The sequence below is a fragment of the Iodobacter fluviatilis genome (assembly GCF_004194535.1).
Taxonomy (GTDB): domain Bacteria; phylum Pseudomonadota; class Gammaproteobacteria; order Burkholderiales; family Chitinibacteraceae; genus Iodobacter; species Iodobacter fluviatilis_A.
The window spans coordinates 1907629-1922735 of sequence record NZ_CP025781.1; the positions used below are offsets into that span (position 1 = coordinate 1907629).

The 15107-nt window shown below is 49.5% G+C and carries 15 protein-coding genes; 8 read left to right on the forward strand and 7 right to left on the reverse strand.

The features are described 5' to 3' along the window. Positions 1 to 123: 123 nt before the first annotated feature. From C1H71_RS08555 to C1H71_RS08580, 6 genes are all read left to right on the forward strand, one after another. Complete coding sequence (locus C1H71_RS08555) at positions 124 to 537, forward strand: magnesium chelatase subunit ChlI family protein (RefSeq protein ID WP_262488448.1); 414 nt, start codon at positions 124 to 126, stop codon at positions 535 to 537. A 144-nt stretch (positions 538 to 681) separates the two neighbouring features. Then, positions 682 to 2658: a DNA topoisomerase IV subunit B gene (parE, locus tag C1H71_RS08560; RefSeq protein ID WP_130106178.1), complete on the forward strand. Its 1977-nt coding sequence runs from the start codon at positions 682 to 684 to the stop codon at positions 2656 to 2658. 388 nt (positions 2659 to 3046) lie between these two features. Then, positions 3047 to 3580: a hemerythrin domain-containing protein gene (locus C1H71_RS08565; protein ID WP_130106179.1), complete on the forward strand. Its 534-nt coding sequence runs from the start codon at positions 3047 to 3049 to the stop codon at positions 3578 to 3580. Next, the gene (locus C1H71_RS08570) at positions 3577 to 4758 is read left to right on the forward strand and encodes an NnrS family protein (protein WP_130106180.1); all 1182 of its coding nucleotides are present in this window, start codon (positions 3577 to 3579) and stop codon (positions 4756 to 4758) included. Before C1H71_RS08565 ends, C1H71_RS08570 begins: the two co-directional genes overlap by 4 nt. A 155-nt stretch (positions 4759 to 4913) precedes the next feature. Continuing rightward, positions 4914 to 5534 carry a 4'-phosphopantetheinyl transferase family protein gene (locus C1H71_RS08575; RefSeq protein ID WP_130106181.1) on the forward strand — a complete coding sequence of 207 codons (621 nt, stop codon included), beginning with the start codon at positions 4914 to 4916 and terminating at the stop codon, positions 5532 to 5534. Positions 5535 to 5799: 265 nt separating this feature from the next. Beyond that, positions 5800 to 6261, forward strand: a complete 462-nt coding sequence (locus tag C1H71_RS08580) for a ProQ/FINO family protein (protein WP_130106182.1) — start codon at positions 5800 to 5802, stop codon at positions 6259 to 6261. A 100-nt stretch (positions 6262 to 6361) separates the two neighbouring features. On the opposite strand, the gene C1H71_RS08585 is transcribed toward C1H71_RS08580, so the two are convergent. Next, positions 6362 to 7336, reverse strand: coding sequence for a TDT family transporter (locus C1H71_RS08585; RefSeq protein WP_130106183.1), 975 nt, complete (start codon positions 7334 to 7336; stop codon positions 6362 to 6364). A gap of 95 nt (positions 7337 to 7431) precedes the next feature. On the opposite strand from C1H71_RS08585, the gene C1H71_RS08590 reads away from it, so the two are divergent. Both C1H71_RS08590 and C1H71_RS08595 read left to right on the forward strand, forming a co-directional pair. Then, complete coding sequence (locus C1H71_RS08590) at positions 7432 to 8316, forward strand: LysR substrate-binding domain-containing protein (protein ID WP_130106184.1); 885 nt, start codon at positions 7432 to 7434, stop codon at positions 8314 to 8316. A gap of 107 nt (positions 8317 to 8423) precedes the next feature. Next, on the forward strand, positions 8424 to 10187 hold the full coding sequence (locus C1H71_RS08595; RefSeq protein ID WP_188053679.1) for a SulP family inorganic anion transporter: 1764 nt from the start codon (positions 8424 to 8426) through the stop codon (positions 10185 to 10187). On the opposite strand, the gene C1H71_RS08600 is transcribed toward C1H71_RS08595, so the two are convergent. From C1H71_RS08600 to C1H71_RS08625, 6 genes are all read right to left on the reverse strand, one after another. Then, positions 10090 to 10803: an anaerobic ribonucleoside-triphosphate reductase activating protein gene (locus tag C1H71_RS08600; protein WP_223146016.1), complete on the reverse strand. Its 714-nt coding sequence runs from the start codon at positions 10801 to 10803 to the stop codon at positions 10090 to 10092. The genes C1H71_RS08595 and C1H71_RS08600 overlap by 98 nt on opposite strands. Then, positions 10803 to 10982, reverse strand: a complete 180-nt coding sequence (nrdD, locus tag C1H71_RS08605) for an anaerobic ribonucleoside-triphosphate reductase (protein ID WP_130106186.1) — start codon at positions 10980 to 10982, stop codon at positions 10803 to 10805. Before nrdD ends, C1H71_RS08600 begins: the two co-directional genes overlap by 1 nt. Positions 10983 to 11147: 165 nt before the next feature. Then, complete coding sequence (locus C1H71_RS08610) at positions 11148 to 13142, reverse strand: ribonucleoside triphosphate reductase (protein ID WP_130106187.1); 1995 nt, start codon at positions 13140 to 13142, stop codon at positions 11148 to 11150. A 113-nt stretch (positions 13143 to 13255) separates the two neighbouring features. Next, positions 13256 to 13936: a molybdate ABC transporter permease subunit gene (gene modB, locus C1H71_RS08615; protein ID WP_130106188.1), complete on the reverse strand. Its 681-nt coding sequence runs from the start codon at positions 13934 to 13936 to the stop codon at positions 13256 to 13258. Next, on the reverse strand, positions 13933 to 14679 hold the full coding sequence (gene modA / locus C1H71_RS08620; RefSeq protein WP_130106189.1) for a molybdate ABC transporter substrate-binding protein: 747 nt from the start codon (positions 14677 to 14679) through the stop codon (positions 13933 to 13935). The genes modB and modA overlap by 4 nt, the downstream gene beginning before the upstream one ends. A gap of 40 nt (positions 14680 to 14719) precedes the next feature. After that, a complete protein-coding gene (locus C1H71_RS08625) occupies positions 14720 to 14983 on the reverse strand; it encodes a hypothetical protein (protein ID WP_130106190.1) in 264 nt (87 codons plus the stop codon). Positions 14984 to 15107: the final 124 nt, after the last annotated feature.

The window sequence follows — 15107 nt, forward strand, 5'->3', positions numbered from 1 at the left end:
TGTTCTAATACGCTGTTTTTTAGCCCAGTAAAAATGCGACTCTATCAATCGTCAACTAAGCACTAATTTATTAGATAAATTAATGATAATTTACTTTTTAATCAATAACTTACACCAGATTGAATCCGCGTTCAAGTTGCACGATACCGAGGCAAATTATCTGGCCCCTTTATGGATAGAATTGATCTAGTTATCGAAGTGCCATTATTACCAGAAAGCACACTGCTAGCCGCGGCCACAGGAGAATTATCCAGCGTGGTAAAGCAACGGGTAGCTGCCGCTCACCTAAAACAAGAGGCGCGACAACAAACGCCAAATGCCCGACTTAGCGGAAAATTACTAGAGCTGCATTGCCCATTAAATAACGATGCCAGAGGCCTGCTGCAAACAGCCATCCAAAAACTCTCCCTCTCCGCCCGAGCTACCCACCGTGTGCTAAAAGTAGCCAGAACCATTGCCGATTTAGCCGGAGAAGACGACATTAGCACCAGCCATATTGCCGAAGCCATTCAGTATCGACGAGGGTTAGGCGGGTAATAAAATAAACAAATTTAAAGGCACGGCATGCCGTACCCGTGCATATCCCCCCTCGCCAGTTTTTTATATACAGCCTTGTGGTAGTTAATTTTGTCTTAGCTTGCTAGACTCCGAGGCACTTTAGTAATCGGTTTCACGTGAAACATGGCAACTCCTAAATACGACGAATCCTCCGTTAAGGTCTTAAAAGGCCTTGATCCTGTCCGGCACCGCCCAGGAATGTACACCCGCACCGATAATCCTCTGCACATCTGCCAAGAGGTTATCGACAACGCTGCCGATGAGGCTTTGGGCGGCTACGCCACTAAAATTGATGTGGTGCTGTACAAAAACCAAAGCGTGCGCGTTTCTGACAATGGCCGTGGCATTCCGGTTGGAATACATCCTGAAGAAGGCGTACCGACGCTGCAAGTGGTGTTTACCCAACTGCATGCTGGCGGTAAGTTCGATAAAAAAGACGGCGGCGCCTATGCGTTTTCTGGCGGCTTGCACGGGGTAGGTGTATCGGTAACCAATGCGCTATCCACGCGTTTAGAGGTTGAAGTCAAACGTGAAGGCCAGCTACATCGCTTGGTATTTGGCAGTGGTGAAGTGATTGAGCCACTGGTGGTGCTAGGTAGTTGCGCTAAAAAAGACAGCGGTACCAGCGTTTATGTTGTGCCTGACGTGACGTATTTTGACTCCCCAAATATCCCATTGGCAGATTTAGAGCATCAGCTCAAATCCAAAGCCGTGCTCTTGCCTGGCTTGGTCGTAAATCTGGCGGTTGAGCAAGCCAATGGTGAGTTTATTCAGAATGCTTGGTGCTACCCAGATGGCTTAACCGGTTATCTATCTGAAAAAGTAGCGGGCTATACCCAGCTCATCCCTATTTTTGAAGGCGAGAAGTATATCGAGCAGGTAGACGATACTTTCTCGCTGGGTGAAGGCTGCGCTTGGGCGCTGACTTGGACCGAAGACGGCCCAGTGAACCGTGAATCCTATGTGAATTTGATTACCACGCCGGTCGGTGGCACGCACGAATCGGGCCTGCGCGACGGGGTTTTTCAAGCAGTTAAAACCTTTATCGAGTTCCACAGCCTACTGCCTAAGGGCGTAAAAGTGCTGCCAGAAGACTTATTTGGCCGCTGCTCTTTTGTGCTCTCAGCCAAGATTCTAGACCCTCAATTCCAAGGCCAAACCAAAGATAAGCTGACCAGCCGCGATGGCTTAAAGCTGGTCTCTACCGTGGTGCGCTCGCCGTTTGAAATTTGGCTGAATCAACACGTTGATCTGGCTAAAAAGCTAGCCGAACTATGCATCCGCGCGGCGCAAGCTCGGCAAAAGAATTCGCAAAAAGTAGAGAAGAAAAAATCTTCTGGCGTGGCCGTCTTGCCCGGCAAACTGACCGATTGCGCATCGGATGAAACAGAGCGCTGCGAGTTATTTTTAGTTGAGGGTGATTCGGCTGGTGGCTCGGCCAAGCAAGGCCGTGATAAGGATTTCCAAGCTATTCTGCCGCTGCGCGGTAAGGTACTCAACACTTGGGAAGTCGATCGCGACCAGATTTTTGCCAATAATGAAGTGCACGATATGGCGGTTGCCATTGGTGTGGATCCACACACTCTTGGGGATAGCAAGGCTGATTTATCTGCCCTGCGTTACGGCAAAATTATAATCATGTCGGATGCGGACGTGGATGGCAGCCATATTCAGGTACTGCTACTCACGCTGTTTTACCGCCATTTTCCGCAGCTGATCGCAGCAGGGCATATCCATGTGGCCCAGCCACCCCTGTACCGCGTTGACGTGGCAGGCAGCGGCAAGGCCAAGCCACCGCGTAAATTCTATGCGCTGGATGAGGGTGAGCTAACGGCTATTTTAGACAAGCTACGGGTTGAAAAAGTGCGTGAAAACGCATGGAGCATCAGCCGCTTTAAAGGGCTTGGTGAAATGAATGCCGAGCAATTATTCGATACCACCATGAATCCCGATACCCGCCGCATGCTACGCGTTGGCATTAACGACGACGTAGCGCTGAATACGCGTGAGCTGATGCATATGTTGATGGGCAAAACCGAAGCCAGCAGCCGTAAAGCGTGGCTAGAAGCGCGGGGTAATGAAGCAGAAGCAGATATTTAACTAGGGTCTGTTGGACTAGACAGTCGAAGCGAAAAATCGCATGGTCGAGACCAGATCTTGCCGAATTTGCAGCGCCAATAACGAGTTATTGGTCAAAAATCTGGTGGGATATAGGCCGATCAGGTGATTTTGCAGCTGACTGATGCTAAGTCCGACAGGCTGCTAGACCCCTCGTAAAAAACCATGGGCCGATTGATTCGGCCCATTTTTTATTCAAAATGTAGGAGGGTACGTTTTTATTCACACGTGTTCATGCGGCCGCGTGGGTACGATAAAGCCGTGCCCACCCAGCCCTCAAAAAAGGTAAAAATTGCCCTAAGTCAAATATGCAACTGTCTTTCTGCGTAAAATCCGACTAAATTAGTCGGGAATTATTAGGAGAGGAAAGATGTCATTGTTTTCTACCGAAACGGTCACTTTTGAAACGCCTATCGCCATGCTGATAGCCTGTCACGACAGGGTGCGCCAGTACGCTGATTTAACGCTCAAACTGGCTCAGCACCTGATTAAAGAGGGTGTAGATGCCAAGGCACAAGATGCTGCTACCGGCATCTTGCGCTATTTCAACGTGGCAGCCCCGCTGCACCATGACGATGAAGATCTCGATTTATTCCCGCTACTTAGCCAATACGGCGATGCTGAGCTGCAAGCCATCATTGCATCAACCAGCGCCGAACACGAAACACTTGGCCTGCTCTGGCAAGAAGTACGCGGCTATCTAATCCCACTGGCTGCAGGACAAGGTGGCAGCTTACCTCTGGCTTTAGCCAGTGAATTTTCCAAGCGCTACCCCGCCCATGCGGATCTGGAAGAAAACCGTATTTATCCCAGTGCCGAATTGCTACTCGATGCCCCCACACTGGCGGCAATAGGGCAGAACATGGCAAACCGACGCATCCAAAGCAGTGAGAAAGCCTTATGAAAACCTTTCTCAGCGCCCCTCACCGTGTTGGCTTTTTTTGCGGCACTTTATTGCTGATCGCAAGCCTTGCTTGGTGGGCCAGCGAAATGCTGCTTAGGGCTAGCGGCAACACCATGCCCAGCAGTATTGCACCGATGTTTTTGCATGGCTATCTGATGCTGTACGGATTTTTCCCGCTGTTTATGCTGGGCTTTATCTACACGGCGGGGCCTAAATGGCTGGGAGTGGCCAGCCCCCCAGCCAAGCTCTATGTGCCGATTTTTATCACCTATGCCATAGGTAGCGCCCTCTTGATTGCCGCGCTATTTTGGCAGCCACTGCTTAGGCTCGGCATTGCCTTGCACTGGATTAGTTGGGGGGCCGCCTGCCTCGTCTGGTTAAACCGTGTGCTAGCCAGCAGCGCCCCAGATCGCGGCCACGCCATTCGTATTGCACTGGCCTTTGCTATGGGGTGGATAGGACAAGCTCTGGCGCTGTATTGGGCCGTGTTTGGCGCAACGACGGGCTGGCTGAGCATGATAGAAATCGGCTTATGGGGATTTTTGCTGCCGGTGTATTTAACCGTCAGCCACAGAATGCTGCCGTTTTTCTCTGCCAACGCCATCCCAAACTACAGCGCATGGCGGCCGCTATGGCTGTTAAACGCCATGATTGCCTTGTCTTGGGGCCATGGGGCCTTAAAGCTGGCGCATTTCAACAGCCTGCCTGTTGATGCCGTATTTGCTGGGCTGCTACTTTATACCAGCTACCGCTGGCGTCTATTTGCCTCGCTCCAAAACCGCCTCTTAGCCATGCTGCATCTTGCCTTTGCCTGGGCGGCGGTCGCGATGCTGCTTTACACCGTACAAGATGCGGCCCTACTAGCTGGTTCGGCCATTCTGGGATTTGCACCGCTGCACGCCATCAGCATCGGCTTTTTTGGCACGATGCTACTGGGCTTTGCCACAAGGGTGAGTCTGGGCCACGCTGGCCTGCCACTGATCCTCAGCCGCCTTGCTTGGACACTCTATTGCCTGCTGCATGGCGTCGCCATTGCTCGTGTGCTGGCCGAAGTGTTGCCTTGGCAAAACACCCTGCTCTGCGCCGCAGCCTTGGGCGCATTGCTGGCCTTCCTACTATGGGGCAGCCGCTTTATGCCGGTGTATTTAAAGCCAAGAGCGGATGGGAAGGCGGGGTAGTGTTATCTCGTCATTCCCGAATGTTTGTGTCGGGAATCCAGAGGCTCTGCTGGATCCCCGATAAAAACACTCGAGGATGACGGCCTTGAATTGTTTGAGAAGTTCAAACTCGCACCAAGGTATATCATTCCCCATCCTTTACCCTTGGTTTACACATGCTTCACGTCAAAGTTATTCTTACCCAAATCTCACTTAATCCTTCGCTTAGCAGCGATTCGCTCTCAGCCAGTAGCAAAGCCAAGCTAGTAACAATGAAATCACCCGCCCGCGTTCAGCAGTTTATTCTTGGCCGCATGCTGCTCGCTCAAGCAGCGACACGAGCCTTAGGGGTTGATTACGCAGCGGCAGATATTGAAGAAGGCGAGTTTTTCCCCTATTTAAGCAAGGCTGCTCATTTGCACGCCAGTATTTCGCATAGTGGGGATAGCTTGGGGGTGACGGTCAATACTGAACGAGTAGGGCTAGATATTGAAAGCTGCCGACCTAAAGCCAATATCGCCAAATTGGCCACATTTGCACTGCATCAAGATGAAGCCAGCTGGGTAAACGCCGAAGAGGCAGAAGCTCAAGAGCGCTTTTATCTGCTTTGGACTTTACGTGAAGCGGCGTTTAAAGCGGGTTTACGTGAGCACGTAATACGCGGTAGCAGCATAATTACAGATAGTAATCTTGATGTAGATTGGCACTGGGCTAGTGCAAGAGAGCCAAAACAGCGGATAAGTATCGCCTCAGCCACGGCCTGCTCTTTGGTTTTAATCCACAATCTGGCGCTGTAATCGCCAAATAACGATGCATTCCATCAAATATTGCACTCTTCACCCTTAGCGCTCAAAACCGAGAAAAATGGCCTTAAAAGGCAAAAAATAGCCAAAATAATGAGTTTACTAAGCGGAAACAATCATTTTTAGCCGTTTTTTGCTAGAGAATAAAAAATATGCAGCCATTTTACTAAGGACTGATAAACGACACTTTGCGATAGTACGGTATATGCAAACGCAGAGTTAAGGTAAGCTACCCGTTCATACCAACCCTAGTTTTCCAATGATGACCGATCAAAATTCAGCTTTAGCCCAAGCATTTCAATCTGCGATTGGCGAGAAATCTGCCCGTCAGCAGCAAATTATGATTATTGAATTACTTTATCAGCGTTATCCGGTGATGAAGCAATTTAAACCTTTAATGATCGGTGTTCACAAAGAGCTAGAAAAAGCACTGCCACAGTTTGGTGCCAATCATGTGCATCGCGCCATTGCCGCTCACTGTCGCAAAGTGCGCTACCTTAAGTCGGTAGCTCGTGGCGGCAAGCGCTTTGATCTGAATGGCAAGCCAGTTGGCGATGTGACTGTTGAAGAAAAAACAGCTGCAGCCAAATTCGTACAAAATATCGAAGATCGCAAAAAACCACAGACTGCTACCCTAGCAGCTGAAGTGACTGCTGATCCAATCGTGACCGAAGTAACGGCTGTTACTGAAGAAGTAGGCAGCGATAAAACCGCAGAATAAATTAAGCAAAAAAAGGCTGCATAGTGATATGCAGCCTTTTTTACGTCTAGCTAAACAGCTTATAGGGCAATAGCTTGCCAGCCTTCAGTAGATTGGCGCTCTAAGCCAGTCTCAGCGCTTTGCTTTCATTGCCTTTTTGCATAAAAAACATCACATAGCGCACCGCTACATACCCAACGATCACCGTGGCAACGCCCAACTCTAGCTGCGCTAGCCACTGTACCTGCGCCACGTATTCAGCAGCAAACTCCCACTGCCCAAGTAAATGGCTAAGCTTAAATAAGGCAGTAGAACCAATCACCAGTGGAAAAGTAAATGCGGCATAGCCTGGTGAAAAAGGCAGGCCCAGCAGCTTAAAAAAGGCCAGATAGATAATTCCCGTCATCAAGAGCGAAATCCCAAATAACACAGCCACAATCAATAATGATGGCTCGGCGGTAATCGTTAGATAACCAGCAAGCGAAAGGCTGGCAGGAGCGGCTAAAATAGCAATAGTGGGCTTGGCTGCGTCTGGAACTTCATGGCTAAAAATCAGCCGATACAACATCAGCGGCAACATTACGGCGTAGCAGAAAATACCGAACCACAATAAACCATGAGCAAGCGCTGCAAACTGCCCACCGGGGAAAGCCACATCGGCCACAATAATGCCCACTGGCGGTACAAACCAACTTGGCACCATATGATGGATTTCAAAGTCTTTGGCGCGGTGCCAGATAAACATCACCAGAAACGCCATATGCAAGACCACGGCAAATAACCAAAGTCCCTCTGCAAAGTTCACATCAAAGCTGCCCAGCGCCTTGGAAACCACCATTGTCGCCATTGCAAAGGTAGGCACCACGCTGCCAACTACAGGGTGAGCTAAATCTTGCTGTAATAAACGAGGGTGCAGTGCAAATTTGAAAGCTAAGATCAGTAATAACACTGCAGCAATGGCAGCTCCAAGTAATTGAGCATAACCATGAAATTCACCGCCGTTTTCCCAACACCACCCTAAGCTAGCAATCCCTAAGGCCAGTCCTGCCATTGGTGTAGGGGCTGCGGCGAGTAATTGACGAGTTCGAGTAAACATAACGGCCTTCTTGCTTCTGACAATATAAATAGAATAACGCTCGGCCATTGTTTATCATATCTAAATGATTTGAATTAGGTGTTTAGCAAAACAATATGAAGCTTACTCTGCAGCAGCTAAAAACCTTCGCGGCTATAGCTCGTTATGGCAATCTTGGCATGGCCGCCAATGAGCTATGTCTAAGTAAGGGCGCGGTTTCGCAATCTTTACAAGAGTTAGAGCGCCAGCTGGCAACGCCGCTGTTTGATCGGGTTCACCCACGCCTGCAATTGAATGCAGAGGGTAAGTTATTACAACCCGTGGTCGAAGAGTTACTCGCTCGGGTGCTAGATATTGAAACGATGTTTGCCAGTGATAGCGAGCCTGTTGGGCAGCTACGCCTTGGAGCCACCCAAACCATAGGCAATTACCTACTCCCTATTTTGCTAGCACGTTCCGAGCAAGCCACCACCCCGCGTATCTCTATTGCCAATACCCATATCCTTAGCCATGCGCTCGCCCATTTTGAGCTAGACCTCGCCTTGATCGAAGGCAAAAATCACCACCCCGATTTAATCGCCGATCCTTGGCTACAAGATGAAATGTGCATTGTAGCGGCAACATCTCATCCATTGGCGACCAAGGCAGAGCTGGCAATCACCACCTTAAATGGCGAAACATGGGTACTGCGAGAACCTATGTCTGGTAATCGGGAACAATTTGAGCAACTGATCCAGCCACAGCTCAGTAACAGCCGCATTGGATTAGAGCTCAATACACTGGAGGCGGTGATGCTAGCGGTAGAGCAGGGGCTAGGAATCACTTTTATCTCCAAGCTGGCCGTAAAAGACCGCCTAAGCAGCGGGCGATTAGTCTGCCTGCCCATCCAGCAGCGCTTCCCACGCCAGCTGTACCTTGCGTGGCACAAACAAAAATATCATTCAGCAGCCTTACGCCGGTTTATTCAGTTTTGCAGGGATCAGGCGGGGGTGATTTGCTAAGGATAAGCGAATCATCAATACCCAACGCTCGTGCATCAACCGCGTGCGCAAGATAAAACGTTTTGCCCACCCTACAAAAAACGTTAGCTACGCAACAGGACTCGGCATTGAACAAATTCTTTCTACGCACCATCCCTGGGCTGGCATTATTTCTTAACTACCCGCGTGATTGCTGGCGTCAGGATTTACTGGCGGGATTGTCTGTGGCGTCCGTCGCCCTGCCAGTAGGCGTAGCCTATGCCCAGCTAGCCGGAATGAGCCCTATTGCAGGTCTTTACGCCAGTATTTTACCCATGGTGGCTTACGCCCTATTTGGCTCTTCACGGCAATTGATTGTAGGACCAGATGCGGCGACCTGTGCAATGGTGGCTTCAACTTTACTGCCGATGGCGGCTGGATTGCCTGAGCTATATATCTCACTATCAGTAGCCTTGGCACTGATTACCGGCCTGTTTTGCCTGCTGGCTAGCCGCTTTAAACTAGGCTTTCTGGCCGATTTTTTATCCCCGCCGATTCTAGCAGGCTTTTTAAATGGCGTAGCGATCAGCATTGCGCTGGGGCAACTGGGTAAATTACTCGGTTTTACTTTTCAAAAGCACGACTTTATTGGCCGCATTCTTGAGCTGCCAAATCGCCTACCAGAGCTACACCCAGCAACGGCCATCATTGGCCTTGGCACACTGGTTTTTATCCAAATTATTAAGCGCTTATTACCTAAGCTCCCCACCTCCCTTATTGCGATGGCAGTGGCGGCACTGGTTATTTTTAGCCTGAATCTACAATCTGCAGGTATCCCAGTGATTGGCCTATTGCCAGCTGGCTTACCCACTTTGCACTGGCCCACCATCCCCAGAGCCCATCTGGGTGAATTACTCGGCGCAGGCGCAGGGCTGGCGCTAATCAGCTTTAGCAGCGCCATTCTAACGGCACGCAGCTTTGCCGCTAAAAATCGTTATGAAATCGATGCCGATAGAGAATTTACCGCATTGGGTATGGCGAATATTGCGGCTGCTTTTTCACAGGGCTTTGTGATTAGTGGCGCGGATTCCAGAACGGCAGTCAATGATCATGCCGGTGGTAAAACGCAAATGGTGAGCCTAGTCGCTGCGGCGTCTATCGCCATTGCCATCGCGCTGTTTACCGCCCCGCTGCAATATGTGCCGATTGCCGCGCTGGCCGCCGTACTGATTACCGCCTCGTTTGGGCTAATGAGTTTTGCTAATTTTATTTATTTTCGCCAAGCCAGCCGTGGCGAATACGGTATTGCCATCCTTACCATTATTGGCGTGGCCTGTGTAGGCGTGATGCAGGGCATGCTGTTTGCAGTGTTAATGGCGACGCTGCGGTTACTTATTAAGCTGGCCCGGCCGCATGAAAGCCTGCTGGGTGTTTATCCTGGCAAAAACAGCTTTCACGATTTATCCCACCACCCCGGCGCTGCGCCGATTGATGGCATGCTGGTTTATCGCTTTGATGCCTCGCTTAATTTCTTTAACGCCAATTACTTCCGCCAACGCGTATTGTCGCTAGCCGACGGTGCAGGCAGCCATGTCTCGTGGGTGGTGCTAGATACCGTGCCGATTAACCAGATTGATCTAGCTGGAATAGAAGCCATCATTATTTTGCAAAGAGATTTAAAAGAGCGCGGCATCGCACTGGCGCTATCAGGGCGCAAATCACAGACCGAATTTATTGCCACCAGACACCACAAGCTAGATGAATTACACGCCAACTTTCTGATTTTCTCAAGCCTAAAACAAGCTTACCGCGCCTTTAGACAACAAGTGTTGGTACAAACTCAAATGACGCAAACTGCTGCTCAATTGCCGCTAAAGTGGCACGCTGAGGAAAATGAAGCTGCGCAGAATTAACCAGTGCAGGCTCGATACAACCAGCTGGCCTGAAGGATTGCAATACATAGCGCTGCACCCCTGCAGCGCTTAAGGTTCTAGCAAGGGCGATCAGCTCATCCTCGCTATGCAAGCTGGGATGGATGGTGCTGCGACATTCCAGCGCCACTTTGCTCGCCAATAGCAGCTTTAAAGAAGCGCTAGCGACAGCACCACTGCCTACGATGGTAGTGATCTTTTCGTAGTGCAGAAAATCGCTTTTAATATCAAAACCCACCCAATCCAAATAGGGCAAGCATTCCTGCAAACGCTTGGGATAAGCGCCGCCACTATGCAGGCCAATTTTAAAGCCGAGTGCTTTTACAGCACGCATCATCTCGGGTAACTGAGGCTCGGTCAGTGGCTCACCGCCCGAAAAAACCACCGCATCCAAGAGGCCACGCCGCGTTTTTAGCCAGATCAGGATTTCATCCCACTGTGGTGCTGCATCGTGATGCTCACGCGCTTGTAAATGCGGATTATGACAATAGCCACAGCGCCAAGGGCAGCCAGCCAAAAACACCACACAAGCCAGCTCGCCGGGATAATCACAGCTAGAGAACGGCACCAAGCCGCCAATCTTGGGCGCGGGCATCATTATTGAACGGTATTACATTCGTTAAAAAATTGCCTTTCTTTAAATTCGCCTTTCTTCCCGATATTAAAACTACTAATAGGCCGGTGATAACCCATCACCCGCGTCCAGACTTCGCAGCGAGTGCGTTCTTCATCTTTAAGCTCAGGAGATAGCTGGGTTTGAACCGATAAATCACTCATGATTTTTTCCTGTTAAATGTAGTTTAAGGTCGAAAAAGATCTGTAGACACAGAGAACAGTGAGAACACAGAGCCCACAGAGAAAACCTACAAAACTTCTTAAGTGTCTCTCTGTGTGCTGCTTTTTAACTCTGTGCGCTCCGTGTCTACAGACCTTTTTGAATTTTCATCCCAGCACACAGCTCTTCTTCACCAGCAACTCGCCATCGCACTTTGGGCAAAACTCGTGGTGGCCGCTCAGGTAGCCGTGTTTCGGGCAAATAGAGAAAGTAGGCGTGATGGTGATGTAGGGCAGGCGGTAGTTGGTCAGCGCTTTTTTCACCAGTGCTTTACACGCTGCGGGGCTGGAAATGGCCTCGTTCATATACAGATGCAAAACCGTGCCGCCGGTGTATTTACGCTGCAATTCCTGCTGACGGCCCAAGGCTTCAAATGGGTCATCGGTAAAGCCTACCGGCAGCTGGCTGGAGTTGGTATAGAAGGGCTGCTCAACCGTGCCTGCTTGCAAAATATCGGGATAAAACTTTTTATCTTCTTTGGCAAAGCGATAAGTCGTGCCTTCGGCTGGCGTAGCTTCCAAATTGTAAAGATGGCCGGTTTCTTCCTGAATTTCGGTCATTTTGGCGCGAATATGATCCAGCAAACGGATTGCTAAGGCGTAACCTGCTTCCGAGCTGATATCGTCTTGATCATCGCTAAAATTGCGAATCATCTCGTTAATGCCATTTACCCCCAGCGTGCTGAAGTGATTACGCAGCGTACCCAGATAGCGCTTGGTATAGGGGTAAAGACCGCCATCAATTAAGCGGCCAATCAATTTGCGTTTAATTTCTAAAGATTGCTTGGCCAAATCCATCAGCTGATCAACACGCGCCATAAGGCCCGCTTCATTGCCTTTGAATTCATAACCAATACGCGCGCAGTTGATAGTGACCACGCCCAGCGAGCCGGTTTGCTCAGCCGAGCCAAATAAGCCATTACCGCGTTTTAATAGCTCACGCAGATCAAGCTGCAAGCGGCAGCACATCGAGCGCACCATATGCGGCTCTAAATCCGAATTTAAAAAATTCTGGAAATAGGGCAGGCCATACTTAGCGGTCATTTCAAACAAAAGATCGGTATTGGGGTGATCCCAAGCAAAATCTTTGGTGATGTTGTAGGTGGGAATAGGGAAAGTAAACACACGCCCTAGCGCATCGCCTTCCATCATCACTTCGATATAGGCGCGGTTAATCATATCCATTTCAGTTTGCAAATCGCCGTAGCTAAATGGCATTTCCTTGCCACCCACATAGGGGATTTGTTCACGTAAATCTTCTGGGCAGATCCAATCGAAAGTCAGATTAGTAAACGGCGTTTGTGTGCCCCAGCGGCTGGGCACATTCAGGTTGTAAATCAGCTCTTGGATATATTGCTTTACCTGCTTGTATTGCAGATTATCCGCACGAATAAACGCCGCCATATAGGTATCAAATGAGCTAAATGCCTGAGCGCCCGCCCATTCATTTTGCAAAGTACCTAAAAAGTTAACAATCTGGCCAATGGCGGCCGAGAAATGCTTAGGCGGTTTGGCTTCTACCTTGCCCGGCACGCCATTAAATCCTTCTTGCAAAAGGCGGCGTAAAGACCAGCCCGCACAATAGCCAGATAGCATATCTAAATCATGAATATGCATGGCACCAGAGCGATGCGCCTCGCCAATTTCTGGCGGATAAACATGGCTTAGCCAATAATTGGCAATCATCTTGCCGCTGGTATTTAAAATCAGCCCGCCTAGGCTCCAGCCCTGATTGGCATTGGCATTCACCCGCCAATCAGATTGATCCAGATATTCATTAATTGACGATTCAACATCCACCACGGTGCGCACATCGGAGCGCAAACGTGCATGCTGGCTACGATAAGCAATAAAGGCACGGGCGGTTTTTAGATAATGATATTGCAACAGCGCTTCTTCAGCCTGATCCTGAATCAGCTCGATAGTGGGGGTGAGATCACCCTGCAAACGGCTGCTAATCAGCGAGCTTAAGCGGATTGCTTCTGCCTCATCAAATTCACCTGTTACGCGGCTGGCATTCAGCAGGGCAAGACGAATTTTATCAACATCAAAAGGCACGATGCGGCCATCGCGTTTCAGCACATATTGCGGGTATATGGTCATTTTTCCCCACCTAGATCAGGGTAGAATATTTTCACAGACCACAATATATGGTGTTTAAACTATCAATGCTCAACTAGATATAGGGTAATTGATGATAATCAAAAAATAATAAACTAAGACTTGCCCACCGAATCTGCATAACGCCTCAGCCCTGCAATTACCAATACCATTACCGCAGCAATCAGCAATAGTGCGATGGCATATTGATGCGCGCTGGCGTAATCAAGCCGCTGCGTAGCATCAAATAATGCAATCGATGCAACACGCGTTTCGTCCGCGATATTACCGCCCAGCATCAGCACCACGCCAAACTCGCCCACGGTATGGGCAAAAGAAAGCGCTGCGCCACTATAAATGCCATGCCTAGCAGCGGGTAACACCACACCCCAAAACACCTTGCTTGCCGAACCGCCTAAGGCACGGCCAGATTCGATTAGCTCGGGTGAAACACCGCGTATAGCGGTTTGAATAGGTTGCACAGCAAAGGGCAGGCTGTAGAGGATAGATCCCACCACCAGCCCACTAAAGCTAAACGCCAGCGGCTGGCCAAATATGGCTACCCACCAAGACCCAGCCAAAGCTTGCGGGGCAAAAATCTGCAGCAGATAAAAACCAATCACAGTAGGTGGTAAAACAATGGGAAGAGTGACGATTATTTCTAGCAACAGCACCCAGTTGCTGCGGCATTCACACAGACAGCGCGCCAAAATAATACTAATTGGCAAGAGACACAGCGTGGTAACGCCCGCCAACTTTAGCGTTAACCACAGCGTGGCAAAAAGCTCAGGGCTCAATGGCGCTCCGGCAGATCAAAACCACAGCGTTGTAGCGTGCTGCGGGCAGCATTACTTTGTAGAAAATCCACGTAGCTGGCCGCCAGTGGATTGCTCTTGCCGTAACGCGTCACAATCGCGGCCTGAATCAACGGTGAATGGCTTTGGGCCGGCAATAGCAAGGATCGGCCAACACCGCTTAAAGCGGGCGACTTCAGCAATGAATACGCCACTAAACCCACATCGGCATTGCCAGTTTGTACAAACTGCACCGCTTGAACAATATTATTACCCAATACTAATTTGGGGCTGACAGTATCCCATACCCCTGCCTGCTGCATAGCGGCACGGGCGGCTTGACCATAGGGAGCGTGATCTGGATTAGCAATGGCAATACGCTTAATCCCTACATCACCCAAGCGGGTCAAATCAAGCACCACATTAGGCTGCATCGTCCATAGCGCTAAGCGGCCAATCGCATAAGGTTTTAGGGTTGATAACTCTGCAGCACCACTAGCAGCCAGCTGTTTTGGATAGGATTGATCGGCAGATAAAAACACATCAAACGGCCCACCTGCGGCGATTTGGGTGTAGAAGTTGCCAGACGAACCTAAGCTGACTTTGAACTCAGTATTAGGTTGACTCTGCTTAAATCCTGCATTTAAGTCTTCAATGCAAGAAGCCAAATCAGATGCAGCAGCAATCCGCAGCGTTTGGGCATGTACGGGTAGGGCGAGCATTAAAATGCAAAGTAAGCGCAGCATAAATTCCTTTAATGGCTAGCTTGTAGGAGGCATTAAAAAACTAGTAATCAGGCTGGCCATGGGCCGTCAAAATATAATCATGCAGCGCCAAATCCATAAGCTCCGCCACATAGGGCTGCAAAAGGGCGATACGCGCAGCGTCTAACATATAGGAGAGCTTCATCTCTTCATCTGGCTTATCTTGTTCATGCCGAAACAGATTAAAGAGAAATGGCAAGCTGATGGTCTCTGCCAGTGGTAAATGGCCAATAAAACCGCCATCCATACCCTTTTCCCAGACTTCAATACTACGAATAATTTTCATACCTTCACCTGATAAAGCACAACGTAGCTGTGCATTTTTAGTTTTTAAGGCCTTCGGCATGACTTCGATTCAACTCGTTTTTCTCAAACACGAATAGCCGATTACCCCGTACCGCTTGTTCCTT